The sequence below is a fragment of the Coprococcus sp. RTP21281st1_F1_RTP21281_210402 genome (assembly GCF_040915325.1).
Taxonomy (GTDB): domain Bacteria; phylum Bacillota; class Clostridia; order Lachnospirales; family Lachnospiraceae; genus Coprococcus; species Coprococcus aceti.
The window spans coordinates 183,649-206,130 of the sequence record NZ_JBCPDQ010000002.1 but is presented as its reverse complement, the minus strand read 5'-3'; the positions used below and the strand labels follow the sequence as shown (position 1 = coordinate 206,130).

General features: G+C 41.3%; 19 protein-coding genes. 17 read left to right on the top strand and 2 right to left on the bottom strand.

What is annotated here, in order from left to right; all coding sequences use genetic code 11:
• Nucleotides 1-31: 31 nt before the first annotated feature.
• From AB5150_RS02915 to AB5150_RS02875, 9 genes are all read left to right on the top strand, one after another.
• Nucleotides 32-2,176 (top strand): ATP-binding protein, encoded by a 2,145-nt coding sequence (locus tag AB5150_RS02915; RefSeq protein ID WP_368291168.1) that lies wholly within the window; start codon nucleotides 32-34, stop codon nucleotides 2,174-2,176.
• A 790-nt stretch (nucleotides 2,177-2,966) separates the two neighbouring features.
• The gene (locus tag AB5150_RS02910; protein WP_199414464.1) at nucleotides 2,967-3,152 is read left to right on the top strand and encodes a hypothetical protein; all 186 of its coding nucleotides are present in this window, start codon (nucleotides 2,967-2,969) and stop codon (nucleotides 3,150-3,152) included.
• 391 nt (nucleotides 3,153-3,543) lie between these two features.
• Nucleotides 3,544-4,590 carry a virulence RhuM family protein gene (locus AB5150_RS02905; RefSeq protein WP_055224462.1) on the top strand — a complete coding sequence of 349 codons (1,047 nt, stop codon included), beginning with the start codon at nucleotides 3,544-3,546 and terminating at the stop codon, nucleotides 4,588-4,590.
• A 219-nt stretch (nucleotides 4,591-4,809) separates the two neighbouring features.
• On the top strand, nucleotides 4,810-5,718 hold the full coding sequence (locus AB5150_RS02900; protein ID WP_368291167.1) for a hypothetical protein: 909 nt from the start codon (nucleotides 4,810-4,812) through the stop codon (nucleotides 5,716-5,718).
• Nucleotides 5,719-5,930: 212 nt separating this feature from the next.
• Complete coding sequence (locus AB5150_RS02895; protein WP_021984481.1) at nucleotides 5,931-6,425, top strand: hypothetical protein; 495 nt, start codon at nucleotides 5,931-5,933, stop codon at nucleotides 6,423-6,425.
• Nucleotides 6,426-6,953: 528 nt separating this feature from the next.
• Nucleotides 6,954-7,763: a hypothetical protein gene (locus AB5150_RS02890; RefSeq protein ID WP_368291166.1), complete on the top strand. Its 810-nt coding sequence runs from the start codon at nucleotides 6,954-6,956 to the stop codon at nucleotides 7,761-7,763.
• Nucleotides 7,764-8,131: 368 nt separating this feature from the next.
• Nucleotides 8,132-8,482, top strand: coding sequence for an arsenate reductase family protein (locus AB5150_RS02885; RefSeq protein WP_055145229.1), 351 nt, complete (start codon nucleotides 8,132-8,134; stop codon nucleotides 8,480-8,482).
• Between the two features lie 24 nt (nucleotides 8,483-8,506).
• Entirely contained in the window at nucleotides 8,507-10,984 is a 2,478-nt protein-coding gene (locus tag AB5150_RS02880) for a glycoside hydrolase family 2 protein (RefSeq protein ID WP_368291165.1), read from the top strand.
• A 79-nt stretch (nucleotides 10,985-11,063) separates the two neighbouring features.
• On the top strand, nucleotides 11,064-11,531 hold the full coding sequence (locus AB5150_RS02875; protein WP_055145235.1) for an HAD domain-containing protein: 468 nt from the start codon (nucleotides 11,064-11,066) through the stop codon (nucleotides 11,529-11,531).
• Here the strand turns inward: AB5150_RS02875 and AB5150_RS02870 are convergent.
• Both AB5150_RS02870 and AB5150_RS02865 read right to left on the bottom strand, forming a co-directional pair.
• A complete protein-coding gene (locus tag AB5150_RS02870) occupies nucleotides 11,521-12,666 on the bottom strand; it encodes a hypothetical protein (RefSeq protein WP_349818967.1) in 1,146 nt (381 codons plus the stop codon). The two genes, AB5150_RS02875 and AB5150_RS02870, sit on opposite strands and share 11 nt — an antisense overlap.
• 30 nt (nucleotides 12,667-12,696) lie before the next feature.
• Complete coding sequence (locus AB5150_RS02865; protein ID WP_334296676.1) at nucleotides 12,697-13,725, bottom strand: iron-containing alcohol dehydrogenase family protein; 1,029 nt, start codon at nucleotides 13,723-13,725, stop codon at nucleotides 12,697-12,699.
• A gap of 76 nt (nucleotides 13,726-13,801) precedes the next feature.
• On the opposite strand from AB5150_RS02865, the gene AB5150_RS02860 reads away from it, so the two are divergent.
• The 8 genes from AB5150_RS02860 to AB5150_RS02825 all read left to right on the top strand — a co-directional run bounded on the left by AB5150_RS02860 (nucleotide 13,802) and on the right by AB5150_RS02825 (nucleotide 22,480).
• Nucleotides 13,802-14,680, top strand: coding sequence for a helix-turn-helix transcriptional regulator (locus AB5150_RS02860; protein ID WP_349818966.1), 879 nt, complete (start codon nucleotides 13,802-13,804; stop codon nucleotides 14,678-14,680).
• Between the two features lie 77 nt (nucleotides 14,681-14,757).
• Nucleotides 14,758-16,794, top strand: a complete 2,037-nt coding sequence (locus tag AB5150_RS02855; protein WP_349818965.1) for a RecQ family ATP-dependent DNA helicase — start codon at nucleotides 14,758-14,760, stop codon at nucleotides 16,792-16,794.
• Nucleotides 16,795-16,892: 98 nt separating this feature from the next.
• Entirely contained in the window at nucleotides 16,893-17,327 is a 435-nt protein-coding gene (locus AB5150_RS02850) for a hypothetical protein (protein WP_133300880.1), read from the top strand.
• 26 nt (nucleotides 17,328-17,353) lie between these two features.
• Nucleotides 17,354-17,833 carry an N-acetyltransferase gene (locus tag AB5150_RS02845; RefSeq protein ID WP_004851846.1) on the top strand — a complete coding sequence of 160 codons (480 nt, stop codon included), beginning with the start codon at nucleotides 17,354-17,356 and terminating at the stop codon, nucleotides 17,831-17,833.
• A 129-nt stretch (nucleotides 17,834-17,962) separates the two neighbouring features.
• The gene (locus AB5150_RS02840) at nucleotides 17,963-18,532 is read left to right on the top strand and encodes an AAA family ATPase (protein WP_022216825.1); all 570 of its coding nucleotides are present in this window, start codon (nucleotides 17,963-17,965) and stop codon (nucleotides 18,530-18,532) included.
• A gap of 73 nt (nucleotides 18,533-18,605) precedes the next feature.
• Nucleotides 18,606-20,372, top strand: coding sequence for a DNA mismatch repair protein (locus AB5150_RS02835; protein ID WP_368291164.1), 1,767 nt, complete (start codon nucleotides 18,606-18,608; stop codon nucleotides 20,370-20,372).
• A gap of 103 nt (nucleotides 20,373-20,475) precedes the next feature.
• A complete protein-coding gene (locus AB5150_RS02830) occupies nucleotides 20,476-21,195 on the top strand; it encodes a response regulator transcription factor (protein ID WP_368291163.1) in 720 nt (239 codons plus the stop codon).
• A 67-nt stretch (nucleotides 21,196-21,262) separates the two neighbouring features.
• A complete protein-coding gene (locus AB5150_RS02825) occupies nucleotides 21,263-22,480 on the top strand; it encodes a sensor histidine kinase (protein ID WP_368291162.1) in 1,218 nt (405 codons plus the stop codon).
• Nucleotides 22,481-22,482: the final 2 nt, after the last annotated feature.

Genomic DNA, 22,482 nt, shown 5'->3' with positions numbered 1-22,482 from the left:
TACATATATTGAGGTAAATGGAGAAATCAGTATGGAAGCTGTTGTCGAACAGATTCAACAGACCTATGATATGCAAGTGAGTGGATACTATAGACAGTTACATTTTGTTGAGGGCTATCTGTGTAAAGAGAAGAAAATATCCCTTGAAACAGAAAATAACCGAATCTTTTTTAATGCATGGGAAAAAGAATCTGAGAGTACACTTTTATTTCTACAGGAAAATGGAAAAGCTATAACCTCAGATGGAACAAAACTGAAAGTTGATATGCCTAGTAAGCTTTTGCTGGATTTGAGAAATGGATCTAATATTGGGAAATTGGTCGCTTTGGAATTTGAACAAGTGAAAAAAGACGGTTATTTGGTAGCAATTCCATGTCAAGAATATATGATTAATGGGGAAACTTATACAGCGATTGGAACAGTGTATGATCATTCGAAATTAGACTCCATGTTAAATCTTGGAGGATATGATGGAAGTGCATATCTCTTCATGTTGGATGATGATGGAAATATTACTTATACGAACCAGAAGGATGACATTTTTTTTCGAAATTATTCATTACTGAAACATTTGAAAAGTGATCATGCTATAACAGAAAAAGAGTTTGATTCTCTGAATAAAAAGATTGCGGGGGGAAAAAAGGGAGTAGAACTTTTGGGGAAAGATGAGCCTTATTATTTGGGATATTGTCCGATAGAAAGCAACAATACGATGTTGATTTGTATTGTAAAAAAAGCGACAGTAGATAATGTGTTGAAAGAATACCAGAAAACGATTGGGCTTACTACAATGCTCATGACAGGATTTATACTCTTGCTTTTTGCTGGATTATTCTACAGTATTTCCAGATTCAGTATTGCAAATCAAAAAGTTAAATTTGAAAAAAGAAACAATGAGCTTCAGGCAATGGCTATAAGCGAAATGGAAGAAGCTAATAAAAATCTGAAAAAGGCTAAGAACATTGCTATTGAGGCTCTACAAACCGCTGAAAATGCAAATAAGGCAAAAACAGATTTTTTGTCCAATATGTCGCATGATATTCGCACACCTATGAACGCAATCATTGGTATTATATCATTAATCAGACATAATGCCGGCGACAAAGAAAAAGTTATAGAGTATGCAGATAAAATAGCTATTTCTTCTCAGCATCTATTAGGAATTATTAATGATGTTTTGGATATGAGCAAGATTGAAGCAGGAAAAACAGTTTTCAAATATTCTGATTTTTCTATTCTGGATTCTATAGAAGAACTCAATACAATATTTCATTCACAGGCAAACGAAAAAAATCAGAGTTTTATAATCACAAAAGAAAACCTTAAACATGAGTGGGTAAATGGCGACAAGGTTCATCTGATGCAGATTTTCAGTAATCTGTTGTCTAATGCAATAAAGTACACACAGGAAGGTGGAATAATCCAGTTTATAGCAGAAGAAAGTGAGACAAACTCTTCTACATATGGAAAATATCATTTTATAGTCAGTGACAATGGTATGGGAATGTCTGCTGATTTTAAAGAAACTATCTTTGACGCGTTTACTCGTGCAGAAAGTTCCGTAACAAACAAAATACAGGGAACTGGTTTGGGAATGGCAATCACTAAAAATCTGGTTGAATCGATGGGGGGAACGATTGAGGTTGAAAGCGAACCAAATCGCGGAAGTAGTTTTGAAGTAATCTTAAATCTAAAAATTGTGGAGAGCAGAGTAGTTTCTTCGACAGAACAGATAGAAATGAATGAGACGGATAGTGATATTCTGGATGGAATGCGCATCCTTTGTGCAGAGGATAATGAGTTGAATGCAGAAATCCTAATGGAATTATTAAAGCTTGAAGGTGCAGAGTGTACTATTTGTGAAAATGGCAAAAGGATTTTGGAAGCATTTGAACAGTCCGTGCCCGGTGAGTATGATATGATCTTGATGGATGTACAAATGCCTGTTATGAATGGTTATGAGGCAACGGAGGCAATCCGTAGAAGTTCACATGAACAGGCAAAGACGATCCCGATTATTGCCATGACTGCCAATGCATTTTCAGAGGATGTGCAGCACTCTCTCGCTGCTGGAATGAATGCTCATATTTCAAAACCAGTTGATATGAAGTTGCTGAAGAAAACCATAAGAAATATAAAACTTGGGATGGAGGAAGCCCAATTTATTGATCAATAATCACTAAAGAGAAATAAGAAGGACAAGAAACAAAAAATACTCATTGTAGATGATTCAAAATTTAACACTTTTGGCTATCAATACTCTGTGCAGATAAAAGCGAAGGTGGAAAATGGTAGCCAGATGTATAGTCTGAAACTGCATACATTGTGGTCTCCTATGAAGAAAGACGGATATATAGGAATCATTGGATATTTTGATGCTGTAAATTAAATATGTAGATTATTAATCATAGAGTGTATGGATTCAATCAATTCCATATATGCATTTTATAGGTGAAAGAGATTATTATACAAACATACTTGAACGTTTTAAAAATTGTTTTCGATAAGTCGGATTGTAAATTTTTGTGTTAATAAATTATGTGGAAAAGATACTCCGAGAATGACGTTTGGTAAATTGGTTTAACATGGTGGGATAAAGTAAAATATAATAATACATCTTTTGTTTACGTTTGAATGTATTGACAACACCCTATAGTGGATATAAAAAGGCATGTAGTCTTATTTAGCATTATAAGGATAATGAAAAGTGTCAACACTGTTGACATAATTATGATGGATGAACTATCTTAGAATTGTTTCCGCATGTACTATAATTAAGATGTCTTTAAAGATGAAGTCACAAGGGGGTAGGTGCATCTAGTACCGTGTTAATGTGCGCCTGATACTTTGAACTTGCAGAAAATACTTGGTCACTCCCAAATTGACACTACCATGCAGTACGCAATGGTGAATCAGGGTAATGTAAAAATGTCACATCAAAAGTATATGATTCAGAAAGGAATTTTATGACTGATTTTGATAAACAAATGGAAATGGTGTTATATCATTCAGATGAAGGTGATGTATCAGTTGATGCATATATAGCGGATGAAAGCATTTGGGTATCTCAGAAAGGTATGTCTGAGATATTTGGGGTGGATAAGTCCGGAATAAGCAGACATTTGAAAAAATATTTGAAACAGGTAAATTAGATGAAAAAGTGGTTGTTGCAAAAATTGCAACAACCACGAGGCATGGAGCAATAGAAGGAAAGCGGACGTTGGATTATAGTTGATGAGAATAAGAAGAAAGATTACTAATGAGACCAAGTGGACAGAAAAACCGAAGTCCTAAACTACCTGAAACAATACCCCAAGATGGCGAAATGGATGAATATATGCATTTGCTGTGGCACAATGGGCTATAACCCTGATATGCCAGAAAAGATTATTTCGAGAGATGGCAATGGAGAATATAACACTGTATTTTCAAGAAACATAAAGAAGTATTTTTCTCCACTGAGAGTAAATGACATGGGGATGTGCGCCATTTGTCAGAAATATTGGAGAAATAAATAAGTATTTGCAAAAGGAGACCTCTTATTTGAAAAAGAAAAAGGATGAAATAACCATCCGTTCCAGTGCAGCAGAATATTTAACCTATGTTGCCTCTATCGGTGGTCAGCAGGACAGTATTGAGATGCGCTATGAGGATGAGAATATATGGCTGACACAGAAGATGATGGCCACATTGTATGATGTGGATGTTCGTACAATCAATGAGCATATTAAGAAGATTTATTCCGACTCAGAGCTTGAGGAAGATTCAACTATCCGGAATTTCCGGATAGTTCAAACGGAAGGTTCCCGTCAGGTGACTCGTGATACAAAGCATTATAATCTTCAAATGATTATTGCGGTCGGATTCAAGGTTAATAATGAGCGAGCGGTGCAGTTCCGCAAGTGGGCCAATGGTATCGTGAAAGACTACACTATTAAAGGCTGGGTCATGGATGACGAACGTCTGAAAAATGGTGGCTCTGTGCTTACAGTAGAATACTTTGACCGCCTGCTTGAGCAGATTCGTGAGATCCGTCTCTCTGAGCGGAGATTTTATCAGAAAATAACGGACATCTATGCTACAGCTCTTGATTATGACCGAACAGCAAAAACAACAAAGCAGTTCTTTGCAAAGGTTCAAAACAAGATGCATTATGCAGTTCACGGACATACAGCAGCAGAGTTGATTTATGAGCGGGCTGATGCAGATAAGCCACACATGGGATTAACTACTTGGGCAGCAGCGCCGGAAGGCAAGATTGTAAAAAGTGATGTGAGTGTTGCGAAGAATTATCTTTCAGAGAAGGAAATGCGTTCATTAGAGCGTATTGTATCTGCTTATCTGGATTTGGCAGAGGATCGGGCGGAACGTCATATTCCAATGACGATGGAGGATTGGGCAAAGCGTTTGGATTTATTCTTGATGGCCGACGACAGAGATGTTCTTCAGGATGCAGGCAAAATCACTGCTGAGATTGCCAAGGCAAAAGCTGAAACTGAATTTGAAAAATATCGTGTTATTCAGGATAGGCTGTTCATGTCTGATTTTGATAAGTACATGTTGGAATTGGAAGAGAATGCGAAGAAGTAGCATGAAACCAGTGATGATGTGGATGGGTTCGGATGAGTAACTTCCAGACACAAATCGGTAATTCATAGAGTGCTGTCTTTTCATGTGAAGACCGTCTGCTTGCTAAGCAAGAAACCTTGAGTTTATGCGGTATTTAGGTGGTTCTGACGGATAATGTGTACGCGAATAGTTGTACCTATTGTTGTGAAATGAGTTCGTAGTTGGAGAAAATAGAATTATATGAGAAAAAATGACAAATTTCCATTCGCTATGACAAAGAAATCATTGGTTGTGTATATTGTTTTTACAGTTCTTATGGGACTATTTCTGTTTTTTGTCATAGGAGATATGGCTGGAAAATGTGCGGCATGCATTGTTTGTCCGATGCTCATTGCATATTTGCTCTATGCGTATTGCAAGGAAAGTAAAGCAGATACGAAAGCTCGTGAGATGAAAGCACAATATATGAATGGCAGTTATTTTGAAAGCCCTGAGTGGCATGAGAAATATGTAGCCTATCTCAATGAGCACCCTTTTGAGAAACCTAAATATCAAAGCATGAAACTGGATTTATTAAAAAGATTTCAAAGACGGGAATATCTTGTTAATATGATATTGCCATTGTTCCTGATGTTTTGTACCTTGTGTCTTATTCCTTTAGGGCGTTATTATATGGCCATCATAGGATTTTGCCTATTCGGATTCTTTTTTTGGCTAGAGTTTTCACTGTATATAGGAATGCCGGTACGGAAGTGGTTGAAGGGCGATATTGATTATGAGGAGCTTGAAGCGTCATATTTAAAAAGTAAGATGCTTTTCTATAAAACAAATGCATTAGCATTTGGAACTACACATTTACATGGATTTACAGAGAAAAAAATATATGCAATAGATTATCGGTTGGTGGAAGGAATATCAAGAAAAATAGTACGTCTTAAGAAGTATGAGGATGGAATTTATAATACGGAGGAGTATCAGCATTTTGCAGTTATTCATGTCAGACTGCCAAGAAGCGGAAACATTTACGATGTTGAGATCGAACTAAATGAGTTTCAGGTTCAAATGGCAATTGATAAGTTATCCACTTGCAAAATTGGTGAAGATTTGATAGGAAATCTTTCTGTAAACGAGCATAAAGAAAATGAATAAAAAAAGAAACGAGTGAGCCGCTTGAGTAAAAACTGTACGGTTGTAAAACTCATTTTCTAGATACATTTTATAACAGAATTAGATGATTTGTCAATCCGAGTATTTGAAAACTTGTCCGCCGGAATATCGGATGTTCCGCGCAAATGCACAGATGGAAGAGAAATCCGCAGACTACCAACAAAAGAAGATTTGGAATAATTAGGAACAAAGTTATGACGAAATATTATTTGACAAAAATTATTTATAATGGATTAACTTATTTTTTTATATGGTATAGCAACGATGAAGATGGTTTCTTGCTTTTTAATCAACGGCTGTTAGTTTTTTCTAGTGTCGAAGAAGCAAATATATTTGCGGATAAGGAACATATTATTTTTGAAAAAGGAATAACAGTCTTTTATCTATCTAAAATTACCGAGTTAATAGATAATGTAGAAATATCGCAAAATTGTCAAAGTTTAATAGATACATGGCATTTATTTAGTGATTTATCAAAATCACTAAATGAAGAATTTGTAGGAGATTATAATGATGAAGAAATTGTTGATATTTATAATAAGTTATTCTATGGAAGTAATTTGAAACTTCTAAAAAATGAAGAATATCATCCTAGTTTTAATGTTGATGAAAAAAATAAATGTTTGGAGATTTTTCAAAGTGGGTTATCAATACTAAACAAATATCTTAATTATGATTTTCGTAAATAAAGATATTATTTTGTTAAATAAAGAATATTGTGGTGACGTAGCTTTTGTCATGAAGAAGAGTCCCTCTGAAAATGAGAGATACGTTACAACCTGTACCTGTGGCACACCGAGACGCAAGCGGATGTATCAAGTGGAGAAAATCGCGCTTGTGGATTTATTTCCGTGGACGGAACACACAGAAATGGTCTGCTTACTGTCGCGTAAAGTCCTAGTTTAAGTGGACTAGAGGGCTTTTTTGAAGATTATGTAACTGTGTTTTTGGCAGGAAAAAATGTTTATAGAATAAAGAAATTAAAGAAGGGGCAAAAATTTGTAGATGCAGCGATTGTCTGTTGGAATAGTATCGGTGATATTTGGTTGTCTGCGAACAGATGGACTCTTTGTTGGAAATGAGTTTGTAGTTGGAGGAAATAGAATTATATGGGGAGAAATGACAAATTTCCGTTTGCCATGACCAAGAAATCATTGGTTGTGTATATTGCTTCTATAGTGCTTATAGGACCGCTCCTGTTTTTTGTCAGAGGAGATATGGCTGGAAAATATGCGGCATGTATTGCTTGTCCGATGATCATTGTATATTTAATCTATGCCTATTGCAAGGAAAGCAAAGCAGATATGAAAGCCCAGGAGACGAAAGTGCAATATATGGATGGCAGCTATTTTGAAAGCTCTGAGTGGCATGAGAAATATGTGATCTATCTCAATGAGCACCATTTTGAGAAACCTAAATATCAAAGCATGGAAATGGATTTATTAAAAAGATTTCAAAGACGGGAATATCTTGTCAAAATGATATTGCCATTGTTTCTAATGTTTTGTACCTTGTGCCTTATTCCTTTAGGGCGTTATTATATGGCTATTATAGGACTTTGCCTGTTCGGATTCCTGTTTTGGCTGGAGTTTTCACTGTATATAGGAATGCCGGTACGGAAGTGGTTGAAGGGTGATATTGATTATGAAGAGCTTGAAGCGTCATATTTAAAAAGTCAGATGCTTTTCTATAAAACAAATGCATTAGCATTTGAAACTACACATTTACACGGGTTCACAGAGAAAAAAATATATGCAATAGATTATCGGTTGGTCGAGGGAATATCAAGAAAAATAGTACGCCTTAAGAAGTACGAGGAGGGAATTTATAATACGGAGGAGTATCAGCATTTTGCAGTTATTCATGTCAGACTGCCAAGAAGCGGAAATATTTACGATGTTGAGATCGAATTAAATGAGTTTCAGGTTCAAATGGCAATCGATAAGTTATCCACTTACAAGATTGGTGAGGACTTGACAGGAAATATTTCTGTAAATGAGCACAAAGAAAATGAGGCTGTAATATAGCCAATGCAGTATTTAGCATTGCCTAAAAAGGATAAAGAAGATAAGGAGACTCCCTGGACAGAAAAACCGAAGCCCTAAACTACCTGAAACAATACCCCAAGATGGCAAAATGGATGAATACCTGCATTTGCTGTGGCTCAATGGGTTATAACCCGGATATGCCGGACAAGATTACTTCGAGAGATGGCAATGGAGAATATAACACTGTATTTTCAATAAACATAAAGAAGTATTTTTCTCCACTGAGAGTAAATGACATGGGAATGTGCGCCATTTGTCAGAAATATTGGAGAGAAAATCATTAAGCAACTTGATATGATGAAATTGAGGCTTGTAGCAATAAGCCAAATAGAAAAGGAGAAAAGACGATGGAATTTATATGTTACCCAAAGTGTTCAACCTGCCAGAAGGCAAAGAAATGGCTTGACGAGAATAGGATAGAATACACGGAGCGTCACATTGTGGATGATAATCCTACATATGAGGAGCTTAAGAAATGGTATGAGAAGAGTGGACTTCCGCTCAAGAGATTCTTCAATACGAGCGGCATGCTGTATAAGGAGATGAAACTGAAGGACAAGCTTCCGGACATGAGCGAGGATGAGCAGTTGCAGCTTCTTGCGACAAATGGCATGTTGGTGAAGAGACCGCTTGTCGTTGCTGAAGGTTTCGTGCTGACTGGATTTAAAGAGAAAGAGTGGACAGAGATGATGCTGTAGTAGGAACGTCCCCGTGGAGAAAAAATGAAAAAAATTGATGTAAACAACAGTTGGGAAATGCATCGCGTAGGTGATGACGATTGGATCACGGCGACAGTGCCGGGATCGGTGTATGGGGATCTGCTGCAGGCGGGCAAGATGGAAGATCCATTCTGGAAGGACAATGAGATAGAATCACTGAAGCTGATGGATTACGATTATGAGTACCGCACCAGCTTTTCGTGTGATGATGAGCTGCTGGAATCGGATGAAGTTATCCTTCGATTTGAAGGGCTGGACACCATTGCGGATATCACGCTCAATGGTGTGAAGCTTGGACACGCCGACAATATGCACAGGACATGGGAGTATTCGGTAAAGGATATCCTGAAGCAGTCGGATAATATATTAAGTGTATATTTTTATTCGCCGACAAAGTTCATCGCAGATGCATTTGCGAAGGCTCCAACACGGGGAATCGAGGATGCCATGAATGGATTTGTACATATCAGAAAGGCTCACTGCATGTTTGGCTGGGACTGGGGCGCTCACCTTCCTGATGCAGGAATATGGAGACCGGTCAGCCTGCTTGGAATTGATACTGCACGGATAGATTATGTTGAAATCCTGCAGCATCATGGTCAGGACACAGTGGAACTTGATATAAAGCCGGAGATAGAATTTGCCCGGAAGCATATCGGTTCTGGATCAGAGACGGGACAGCTGGGTGTGAGGGTGCGAGTAATTGATCCGGCTGGAAACGAAATTATAAACAAGATACTGAATGAAGATAACACGAAGAATATACATATAGACAACCCACAGCTCTGGTGGCCGCGTGGGTATGGTGAGCAGAACCTTTACAATGTTTCCGTTGACCTTGTGAAAGATGATGGTACGGTGGTTGACAACTGGACGAGAAAGATCGGCCTGCGGACAATAACCATGGACCGTACAAAGGACAAATGGGGAGAGAGGTTTGCCACCTGCGTAAACGGTGTAAATATATTTGCCATGGGTGCGGATTACATTCCGGAGGACCATCTTCTTGGACGTGTGACACCTGAGACCACAAGAGCTCTGCTTGAGAAGGCGGTATTTGCGAATTTCAATTCTATACGTGTGTGGGGCGGTGGATATTATCCTGACGACTGGTTCTATGATATGTGCGATGAGATGGGACTTGTGGTGTGGCAGGATTTCATGTTTGCGTGTGCTGTCTACGATCTCACACCAGAATTTGAGGCAAATATCACCGCGGAATTTATTGACAACTTAAAGAGGATCCGCCATCATGCGTCACTTGGGCTTATGTGTGGCAATAATGAGATGGAGCAGTTTGTTAAGGAGAGAAAATGGGTGAGCAAGGACAGCGAGGTGCGGGACTATATTATTATGTACGAGCGAATTCTCCCTAAGATCATGAAGCAGTATGCTCCACAGGTATTCTACTGGCCAGCGAGCCCGTCCTCAGGTGGTTCATTTGATGATCCGAGAGACGAGAACCGTGGTGATGTGCATTATTGGGCTGTGTGGCATGGTGATAAGCCATTTTCTGAGTACAGAAAGTTTTACTTCAGATATATTTCCGAATTCGGTTTCCAGTCATTTCCTTCAAAGAAGACTGTTGAGACATTTACGGATGATGAGCGTGATATGAATATCTTTTCATACATTATGGAGCGGCATCAGAGAAATGGCTCGGCAAATGGAAAGATAATGAATTATATGCAACAGACATATAGATATCCATCTGATTTCGAGACGGTTATCTACGCATCGCAACTTCTGCAGGCGGATGCTATCAGGTATGGCGTCGAGCATTTTCGAAGAAACAGAAATGATGACAGGTGCATGGGAGCAGTGTACTGGCAGTTCAACGACTGCTGGCCGGTTGCATCCTGGTCCAGTGTGGATTACTGCCAGCGCTTAAAGGCGCTGCACTACTATGCAAGACGTTTCTTTGCTCCGATCATGATCTCCTGTGAAGAGGAGGGCATGCTTGGAAGCGGACAGGAGCTGGTGAGACTCCCATTTGAATTCCCGAAGTCCATACGCCTCTGTGTGGCAAATGAAACCATGAACACAGAGAAAATACTTGTGTCCTGGCAGTTGAGGGATGCGTCAGCTCGTGTTCTTGAATCCCACGAGGAGGAGATCACTGCGCCAGCGCTGACGAGCGTGTGGCTTGACAAGGTTGAACTTCCTGGTATCGACATTTACCATCAGTATGTGAGCTATCAGGCAAGCATGAAAGGACAGGTAATATCAGAGGGGACTGTCATATTCTCATATCCGAAGTATTTCTGCTACGAGGAGCCTCATTTGCAGGCGACAGTGGATGGCGACTATATCACAGTCAGTGCGGATGCTTATGCGAAGAGTGTGGAGATCCTGAACCAGAATGAGGATCTGATCCTGTCGGATAATTATTTTGACCTGAATGCAGATTCAAAGACTGTAAAGGTTATAAGTGGAAGTGTGGATAAGCTGAGGCTTAGAAGTGTATATGATATAAGTTGATCTTGATAAGAGAGAGTTATAAATGGTAAATGCCAGCGCATTATATATGTGCTGGCATTCACAAGAAAGGAGAAGCCATATGAGTTTTGCATTGTTTCTGGACATAGATGGTGTATTGAATACCCGGACGACAGTTGTGGGGGCGCCCAGTGGGAGAACAGGGATCGATGAGTCCAGAGTGAGGCTGCTGAAAAAGGCGTTAAAACAGTTTGGCGATGCAGCAATCGTTCTGACTTCTGATTGGAAGCTTATGAGAGAAGACGGGGATGACTTCTCATATCTTGTATCTATGCTGGGAAAATTTGGACTAAGCCTGTCTGGAAAGACAACCGATGTCTGGGTTGGCAGAGGAGAGGGCATTCAGAGCTATCTGGCGGAACATCCCGAGATAGATGAATACGTGATACTGGATGACAATACATTTGATTTCGCAAATTATCCTAAGCTTTGGGAACGGCTGTTGCTTACCAATGGCATAGAAAATACCGAATATGCTTCAAAGACACCGGCGATTGAGGCAATGCTTTTTCTGGAGGCTATTTCTTAGTCCTTTCCCATATCATCCTGACTACATAAGGAATCAGAATAACAGGAATTGCCAGATAGGCTAGGAAACTGTAAGCCTTCTGGATGAGTGTCAGCAGGCCGAACTGCGCAATTCCAAAGTCGGCAAGGCAGCAGATCAGCGCAGCTATGATCTCTTTGCGGGTTATTCGGGCTGAGCCTGCAGCAGGACTGATGGCAGGTTTAGCAGGTTTTTTATTGCAAATTCTTGCGACCATTGCGGCTACCATATTCACCGCAGTGGACACGGCACCTAGTATTATAAGAACGGAGATGAGCGGTGTCAGGAATCGACTGCCCACGCCGCTTTGAACCATGAACAGAGTAGGCACACTCTGTTTTGCCATGTCAGGATTTGATGCCACAGTCATTATTCCAAGAACGACAACGGTCATCATGATTATATTTATCACGCATCCTATTCCCATGCTTTTTACCGCGTCCTTCGGTTTGTCAAATGATCTGGCATGCTGCACGAATACAGCTACATTTGCAAGCTGGAAAGTCCCGTACAGGAATGCGGAGTAAAGTGCCTTGCCAAGAGGAAATGCGTCGGAGTTCATGGTCGATGCGGTCTGGCTGATCTCATGTGAGCTCGCGATGATATTCGGAATGTACACGATGAGCAGTCCGACGATGATGCATATGGATAAAACGGATGCAACTCTGCGCACCAGGTCAGTTCCGAATATGGCAACTATGAATATAAATACGCCTATGACGAGTGTACAGACAAGATATGGCAGACCTGTCAGAGTGCTCAAGGTCGCGCCGCCTGTAGCAAATGCCACTGCAGGTGCGACACACATGACACAGATGTACAGCACTTCGAAGAGATTTGAGAATACAGGGGCAAATCTGCCATAGAGGGCATTGTTGTATGAACGGTAGTCATAGACTTCGTGTTTTCTTGCAAAATACAGGCAGTATGCGAAGAATACCGCATTGTAGATCATGGCGATGGCTGGCGTGATGAGACACCAGACTCCATAGCGTACATAGTAGCTGTATATCTGGGCGCCTGATGCGAAGCCGCCGCCAAAGTGGGTGGTGAACCACACAAAGGCAACTCCTAATATTATGGAATATTTACTTTTCGACTGCGTTGATTTCTCCATTATGTGATTCTCCTGTCATTGAATATCAGCTTATTCTTTGTTCCTCATATCAAGTTCGTTCATAGCCTTGACCAGCATATCTCTTGTCACCTTGTATGGATAATGTGCCACATCGGACATATCCGGTATGCGATTCATGGTTTCTTCCCACTCTTCTTCCGTGATCTCTATGTCATTCAGGCATACCGGGAGATGTATGGCTTTGTTGAGCTCGTATACTTTCTCGAATTCATCCATTTGTCCATCAACAATAAGTGCGATCAGGACGCCAAATCCTACAACTTCACCGTGAAGATGATTTTTCTCTATGACAGGGTAATTGGTCAGCGCATAGAATATGGCGTGGGCCAGACCGCTGTTGTAGTCCGGGGTGCAGTCCTTTGTGAGGAAGATAGAGGCAATGCCGGTGGTCACCACTATGGAGAGGATGACCTGTTCAACGTCATACGTGCACAGCCCTTTCTGATGATCGGCAAATGCTTTGGGCCCGTAGGACAGCAGTGGATCCCGGCACATACGGCTTACGGCAACTCCAATCGATGTGAAATGTTCCAGGCGTTCATCCCTGGAGGATATGGTCGATTCGTAGTATTTCGCATAGGTGTCACCTATGCCGGCCCACATATAGCAGCTTGGCGCCTTGGCGATTATCTCGGTGTCTATGAACGCATGCATGGCCGGTCTTATAAAGAAGTGCGGCTTCAAAAATGTGCCATCCGGATTGTACATGATGGATACCGATGTACAGGCAGAGCAGTTGGATGCGATGGTTGGAAATGTAAATACGGGTTTGTCGTCAGTTATGCACAGGCATTTGACTGTGTCCAGTGCCTTGCCGCCACCGACTCCAAATACCATGTCGGCCTGCTGATAGACAGGGAGTGCGCGAAGACGCTCCACATTGTCGTAGGTACAGTCTGCTCCGAACAGTTCCTTTCCAATTATAGTAAGTTTCGTCTTGGCGACAGCCGCAGCTATCTTTTGGTAGGCGGCAGCTAGAGCTTTTTCCCCGCCGATTACCAGCACGGTGCGACCGTAAGATTCACATACAGGTCCGATCTTGCTGTAGATATTGCAGCAAGGGTGAATATATGATACAATGTCCGAAAAGTCGGAAGAAGCAGGGGGACATATTTTGAAGGTATATGAGAAGATATTTGCAAGGCTTGACGAACTGAGTATGAGCCAGTCAGAGCTTTCGAGGCGAACGGGGATTTCAACCAGCACGATAAATGACTGGAAAAAGAAGAAGATCAATCCACAGGCGGACAAGCTGGTTGTTATCTGTAAGGCACTTGACATGTCATTGGCAGAGCTTCTTGGAGAAGACGGGGCTGAGAACAGCAGCGTCGATTATAGTGCTGATGAGAAATATCTCATTGAGTGTTATCGCAGATCGGATAATTATGTGAGAAAGCATATGCTCAGATATATGGAGCTTATTGACAAGACAGAGAGAAAAGCGACCGGGACACCACAGAGAAATGTTGCCGTTATACAGGATGTGGATGGGAATAATATTGTGTTTATCAATGATATTATTTTTATGGGTAAGCAATCAATAAAGTGGAACGATGTGGAAGCATATTTAAAAAGATTTGTTGGAGAATTTTATTGGATTTCAGATACGGAAGATGAGATTTATATAGGGGCTGATTTGCCTGATGAGTATGCACATTCAGAATATACCAGAGTATTGAAAGGGGCAAATGCTAAGGCAAAAGCGAACGCTGCCCAGGGAATACCAGAGCTTATTGAAATTGCAACAGAAAAACGGCATACAAAAAATTCAAAGAAAAAGCATGAAAAGGATGCAAAATATGGCTGGTATAGGTATGAATCCCGCTTTGCTTTGCCTGTGTACAGTGAGCGTAGAGAAGTAATAAGATATAATGTTTATCATGTGGCAATGATTATAAGGCATAGTGAGGATGGAAAAAAATATTTATACGATATTATGAATATAAAAAAAGAAACGGGCAACCTTTTCCAGTCAGATGACCTTACTCAGTAGAAAACCCATTTCTTAATGGAATAAGAATAAAACATGCTACAGGAAAAGTCAACAGTTATATTGAGGAAGGATATAGATTGAATTTACAGGAGACATTAAAACACTATTTTGGATATGACAGTCTGAGATCAGGACAGCAGGAGCTTATAGATGGAATACTTGCAGGAAGGGATGTGCTTGGAATTATGCCAACCGGAGCAGGTAAGTCGCTTTGTTATCAATTGCCGGCTTTGATGATGGAATCCGCCGGGAGGGGAGTGACGATAGTTATCTCACCGCTAATATCACTTATGGTAGATCAGGTTAAGGCACTGAACCAGGCGGGAGTTCACGCTGCGTATATCAATAGTACATTGACAGAAGGACAGATCAGAAAAGCTTTGGAATATGCCGGACAGGGCAGATATACACTCATGTATGTTACCCCGGAGAGACTTGGCACTGCGCAGTTTCTGGATTTTGCCGGCAAGGCAAGTCTTGCAATGGTGACAGTTGATGAGGCTCATTGCATATCCCAGTGGGGACAGGATTTCAGACCAAGCTATCTGGAAATAGCGGATTTTATAGATAAGCTGCCAGTGCGCCCTGTTGTGAGTGCGTTTACCGCTACAGCAACAGATATAGTAAGGCGGGATATCGTCCAGAATCTTAGACTTGAATCTCCTGTCACGATTGTCACAGGATTTGACAGACCGAATCTGTTCTTCAAGGTTGTGAACAGGAAAGGCGGACGTGATACGGACAACAGTGTATTGAACTATGTCAAGAGACATGAGGGAGAGAGCGGGATCATATATTGTGCTACCAAGAAGAATGTGGAGAAGGTACACGAATTGTTGGTGGCACATGGAATATCTGCAGGTCGGTATCATGCCGGATTATCGATGGAGGAGCGCAAGAGGAGTCAGGAGGATTTTACATATGACAGGCTCAGTGTGATGGTGGCGACAAATGCATTTGGCATGGGTATTGATAAGTCAAATGTGAGGTATGTGCTTCATTATAATATGCCGCAGAGCCTTGAGTATTACTATCAGGAGGCTGGAAGAGCCGGACGTGATGGTGAGGAAGCGGAGTGCGTACTGTTCTTCTCAAAGCAGGATATCATGATAAACAAGCGTTTGCTGGAACATAAGGTCAGTTCTGCAAATGCAGGCATAGACGATGATGAACTGCGGGCAAATGACCAGCGGAAGCTGAATCAAATGATACGTTATTGTGAAACGGATCAGTGCCTGAGACAGTATATACTGAGGTATTTTGGAGATGAAAGCCCTTGCACATGTGACAAATGCAGTAATTGTGTTGTGACGGAGGAAGAGACTGAGCAGTCATACATAACAGACAAACGTGCTGTGAAAAAGATGGCGGTGATGGCTGATCTGACAGATGAGGGAATGGAACTGTTTGAACTTCTCCGGGCTGGACGCCTGGAGCTCGCAAGGAAGCAGAATGTGCCGCCATTTATCATTTGTTCGGATAAGACTCTCAAGGATATGTGCATTAAGTTGCCGAGAAACAGTGAGGATATGAAGAACGTATATGGTATGGGAGTGCAGAAGACGGAGAGTTATGGAGAGACATTTGCAGAGATTATAGACGAATTCTGCCTTGCACATACGGAATATGTGGAGAGCATGAAAGCGGAAGCTTTGGATTCTGACAATTCTGGTGACTTAGGGACACAAGGTGTGGAATCGGAAAAGCAGCGCAGAAAAGAGAAAACAGTCAGGAAGAAAGAGTTCTATATTGATCCGAACATGCTTGATGATGTGGAGATCGTCGATGAATGTATTGTTTCTGAGCTGGCGAATCGTATAAATGAACTGAATCAGAAACAGGGAATCACAGGCATGAAAAAGCTGACAGCGGCATTTATCAATGGTCTGCTACAGCAAAATGGCTACATTGAAGAACTGGACATGGATGATGGCAGCAAGACGAAGCGGGTTACCTCAAAAGGGGCGGAGATTGGAATTCGTGAGGAAGAGCGGAAAGCGAAGTTTGGCAGAAGATACTATGCAATCACACATAGCAGGGAGAGCCAGAAGGTGATAATAACTCTGCTTAAGGAGTATTTTTTCACAGGATACGGTGAGGGAATAGTGGAGTGAGAAAAATATTATTCATCTTAAAGGGACCGAAATCGATACGTTTAAAAAGAAAGTGATAGATTACTTTATGATTAACAATAGATTGACAATAATGAGGTATGAAGATAATGGTATTTGAAACTATATACAGTTTGTATGAAAAAGAAGTAGTAAACGAGATTAAGAAATTAAAAACGGATGAAGAAATAAAATTTATTGAAAGAAAAGGAATTATACGAGATATTGTGTTGAAAAGGTTGGCAAAAGCATTAAGTGTGGCTGTATACAGAAATGGAAAGATAGAGGATGTACATGCGGGGGAATGCGAAGGGGAAGACTATTTTAGAGGTATACCGGATAGTTGTATGAAAGCAATTAATATTGATGTTTGTAATAAAATATATACGATGTTAAAACTATTGCTTAGTACAGATGAGGATGATTTTAAGATAGCTAATGCAGTTCTAAGATTCTCAGAGATGTGTGCGTCAGATTGGAATGAACCAGAACTGGATGATAGTATATACAATAAAGAACTGCTTGATTTGTTGTAATCATTTTTAGAAAGAGGATCAGACATATGAAGATAATAAATGCAACACCAAAAGACAAAGAAGAACTGCTCTCACTCTATCACGCCATGATAGGCGGACCATGTGAGTGGAGCGAGAATTATCCTGACGAGAATACCATAGCATTTGACCTGAAGAATGAGGATCTGTTTGTTATGAAGAATGACAAAGAAGAGATTGTGGCCACAATATCCATAGATCACGACGATGCTGTTGAGGCACTTACGTGCTGGAGAGCAGATCTGGCTCCATCGGGAGAACTTTCAAGGCTGTGCGTCAGGAAGGATATGCAGGGACAGGGAATTGCGAAGACTATGATGAACTATGCCTGTGATGTCCTGAAAAGCAGAGGCATGAAGGGCGTTCATATACTTGTCAGAGAAGGACATGTGGTGGCGCTTTCGACATACGCCAAGATTGGTTTTGAAACGGTTGGAGAGTGTGATCTTTTTGATAAGCATTTCGTATGTATGGAACGGGGATTCTAAAGAGGTAGATATTGCAAGTTATAGGATGCAGCTGCAGCTATATTGTAATATAATGGGGGTGTATTGTTTGATGAGTTATAGAGATGAGACATTTCTATTATATAAGAATGACGAGTGGAGGTGCACAGAATGATAATTACAATAGGCAGAGAGTGTGGATGTGACGGCGATGAGGTGGCAGCAAGACTTGCCTCAAAATATGGTATAGCCTGTTACACAAAGAAAGAGATAATAAGGCTGGCAAAGGAGAAGGGTGTGTATGACAAATATCCGTTTTTCTTTGGAGAGAAGGCTATAGATTCTATGATGCAGTCGGTGTCAGATGACTTTGTCGTGAAGAGAAGAAAGACCCCGGAGGAGGTACTTGAGAGATTGCTTGACGGACAGGATGGCGTTGTAGTGGGAAGAGCCTCGGACTTTGCATTCAAGAACAGGAACGATGCAGTGAGAATATTCCTGTGCGGAGATAAAGACAGCAGAATAAAGAGGATAATGGACAAGCATGGCATATCAGAATCAAAGGCAAAGAGTATTGTGGAGGAGACTGATGCCAAGCGAAGAAGCTATCATGACTATTACTCAGGAGAGAACTGGGGATATTCAGGACATTATGACCTGTGCCTTGATGAGGCGAAGCTCGGCGTGGACGGTGTCGTGGAGATGGTTTCAGCGTATATGAAGGTGATAGGCAGAAATTAGAATTGAGCTTGGCGGAAGATATATGGTATGAGCTGGATTGACAGGCTTTAGGCATTACTTGAAAGGTGTAGATATGGGGAAAAATACAACAGGAAAATACAGTCTTCTGGTACCGGATGGTGAGTATTCATTTAGGGTACTGAGCCCTGTGGTCATGCATGACCTTGGGCTTGATATGATATGCAGACAACTGTCGGCAAATGAGTCTGAACAGAATTATATAATGGGAGTTATGTCACGGATATATGCAGATCCATCTGTTACAAAGTACAGAGGTGGTGTGTTTGACGACATAATTGGAAATAAAAAACTCAGAGACGACATGATGGAGATTCTTGGGAAGATAAGCTTTCTCAAGGATTACGGCAGCTTTAAACGCGATTATGATGAGAATTCAGGTATATGGGATCTTATGCACAGACTTGATGAGATAGGCGATTACATAGAATGCGTAGATTCGTTATATTCCTGCCTGAAGGATAAAAACTTGCATTCCGAGGGATTTACAGGTCTTAAGGAGTATGTTCAGAATATATATGAGGACAACGGTTTCAGTGAGCTGAAGAAGGACATATCAGAGCTGAAAAAGGTGAGTGGTGAGGTTCGAAGTATAACTATAGGAGTTAATCTGAACAGCAGATATGAGGCTGATGGCGTTGGCTTGATATCTGTAAATAGTAAACAATTTACGAGGGGCGGTGTGCTGAGCAATTTCTACGGTCATTTGATGTCCAGAGATAAGATAAGTGACAACCTCGACGCTAAGAGTGACTTCAGATTTCAGCCGTTAGATGCGGTAAATGAAGCATTATCCAAATTTCAGCAGGAACTTCAGGGAAGAGTGGTAACTGGAGGTGCAAATAACTTGGCGGCAGGAATGGTTGGTATTCCTGATTCTGACAAATCCAAAGATATTACGCGGTATACAGACAGGGTAGTCACCAAGCTCATAACAAGAATTGTCAAGAGGATGAGGGAGACGTTAAATAAGTATGTGTCGATTACCATAACTGATATGACGGATCTCATACCTGAGCTCACTTACTATATAAGATGGGCTGAGTACATAGAAAAACTGCAGAAACGCGGCGCAGCATTTTCCAAGGCAAAGGTTGTGAACTCTGCATATCAGCCGAACGCAGATATTTCCGAGGAGGACGATTCAAAGAGCAGATATTATATGAAGGCTCGTGGCATATACAATATCAAGCTTGCGGCATTTGACACGGAGGAGTCGGAGCACATAGTGACCAATGATCTGGACTTTGACAGCGAGCACAGAGTGTATATTCTGACAGGAGCAAATAGGGGTGGAAAGACGACCATAACCCAGACGATAGGTCAGCTTTTTGTACTGGCTCAGGGTGGTATATATATCCCAGGTGATGAATTTGAATTTGCTCCAGTGGACTGCGTATTTACACATTTCCCTGCTGACGAAGACAAGACCCTGGATCTTGGAAGACTTGGTGAGGAGTGCAAGAGATTCAGGGAGATATTTGACGGTGCGAATGATCGCAGTCTCATACTTCTCAATGAGACGTTTTCAACTACGTCATTTGAGGAGGGCTATTATATAGCCAGAGATTCCGTGAGAGCGATTCTGACAAAGGGAACGAGAACGATATACAACACCCATATGCATAAGCTGGGCTTTGATGTGGATGAGATGAATGAAGGGTGTACAGAGGGCAAGGTATATTCGCTGATCGTACACAACGAGGGCTCACAAAGATCATACAAGATAGAGATAGCGCCACCTGCTGGTAAATCATATGCCAGTGACATAGCGGAGAAATATGGTGTTACATATGACATGCTGGTGAATAAAGAAAAATAGTTGGCTGTATGCACTGCTTGCGGATGATATTACAGACGATATGTGGGCAGTTTAGAGTCATATAATATGAATTGTCTACAGTGAAGATATTGGAGGGTATAGGATGACAGAAAAGCATACAGACAAGAGAACAGTACTTATAGTGGATGATGACGCTGATCTGTCTATGCTGATACAGGATATGCTGGAGGACAACGGCTATGCTTTTCTGTACGCAGCCAGCATAGACGATGCATATGAAGTGCTGACAGATAACAAATGTGATCTCATACTTCTGGATATCAATCTTCCCGATGGTACAGGTTTCTCATTCTGTAAAGAACTCAGGCATACTTCGCAGGTGCCAATCATATTTGCAAGTGCAAGGACGAGTGAGAATGACAAGGTGAATGGCCTTGATATGGGTGGAGATGACTATATCGCAAAGCCGTATTCACTGAAAGAGCTTATGTCTCGTATCCGTTCGATACTCAGGAGAACTTATGGTGTTGATGACAATAAGTCTGAGATGTTGACCCTGAACACAGACGGGAACGAGATAGAGATCAACAGGCACGCACGGACTGTGAGCAGAAACAAAAGTAATGTGGATATGAAGCCGAAGGAATTTGACCTGCTTGTATACATGGCGGAGAACAGAGGCATGGTATTGACCAAGGAACAGATCATGAGTGCCGTGTGGGGGGTGTACAGCGATGTGGAGCCATCCACGGTTGCGGTGCATGTAAGGTGGCTCAGGGAAAAGCTTGAGACGGATCCTTCACATCCGCAGCTTATCCGTACGGTATGGGGAACGGGATATGTGCTGGGAGATAGTGAATAGACAAAGACAGTGAGAATAATATGAGCTTGTAAGGTGGATGTCCACTTGGCAGCTATAGGGAGTTTATATGAAGCGACATTCAGTAAGAAGCAATATAATAAAAATGCTGATCGTGTTCATGTGCGCTATAACCATAGTTTTTGGTTGGCTGTTCTACAGGGAGAAGCAGGACGAGACACGGCGGATAAAAGATGATGAATATGGGCAGTATATAGTGGAACTGAATGAAGTGAAACAACTGTATGATTCGGGATCCACAGATGCTGACGAAAAGCTTGACGCTGTAATGAATGAACTCAGGGAACAAAAGATAGATACCGGCAAGTCAGGACTTAGGAATATAGTGATCATGTATATCGTTGTCTTGTGTGTTGTGATTGTATTATTCCTGTACATATACGTGTGTGTTCTCAGGCCATTTGACGAGCTGGAGGATTATGCATCACATCTGGCAGCAGGGGATATGGACACCGAACTTAAGTACAGACGGGTAAATATGTTCGGAAGCTTCACGTGGGCATTTGACCATATGAGAACGGAGATAGTGCATGCAAGGCGTAGAGAGCAGGAAGCGATAGAGAACAACAAGACAGTTATAGCCACGCTGTCACATGATATAAAGACTCCGATCGCATCCATAAGAGGATATGCGGAGGCATTGGTCATGAATATGGATGCCACCCAGGAGCGCAGGGAGAGGTATGCGTCGGTCATCATGAAGAAATGTGATGAGGTTACGTCCATAACGAATGACATGTTTATTCATTCCTTGCATGATCTGGACAGACTGGTGGTAAAGAGTGATGAGGTTGAGATAAAACCTCTGATGGAACAGATCCTGTCAGATATAGGACTTGGTATGAATATCGTGGTGAATGGAGATATAACCGAGGCAGTGCTTGAGCATTCAGATTCGGGAAGAGTGGTTCAGGTGATAGAAAATATACTGTCAAATGCCTCTAAGTATGCCAGAGACACAGAGATAAGTATTGTTACGGAATGTATATCGCCCGAAAAACTTCCAAGGAATGTCCATGTGAGCGGCGCTGATATGGTATACAGGCTGTCCATAAAGGATCATGGAACAGGAATCCCGGATAAGGACATGCCGTTCATATATGAGAAGTTTTATCGAGGGGAAAACTCCGGTGATGAACCTGGAGCGGGCCTTGGACTATTTATTGTCCATTATCTCATGGACAGAATGGGCGGAGATGTGGAACTTGTAAATCATGCTGATGGCCTGGAGGCAGTGTTATATTTTGCAGCAAGAAAGGTTTGTTAAGG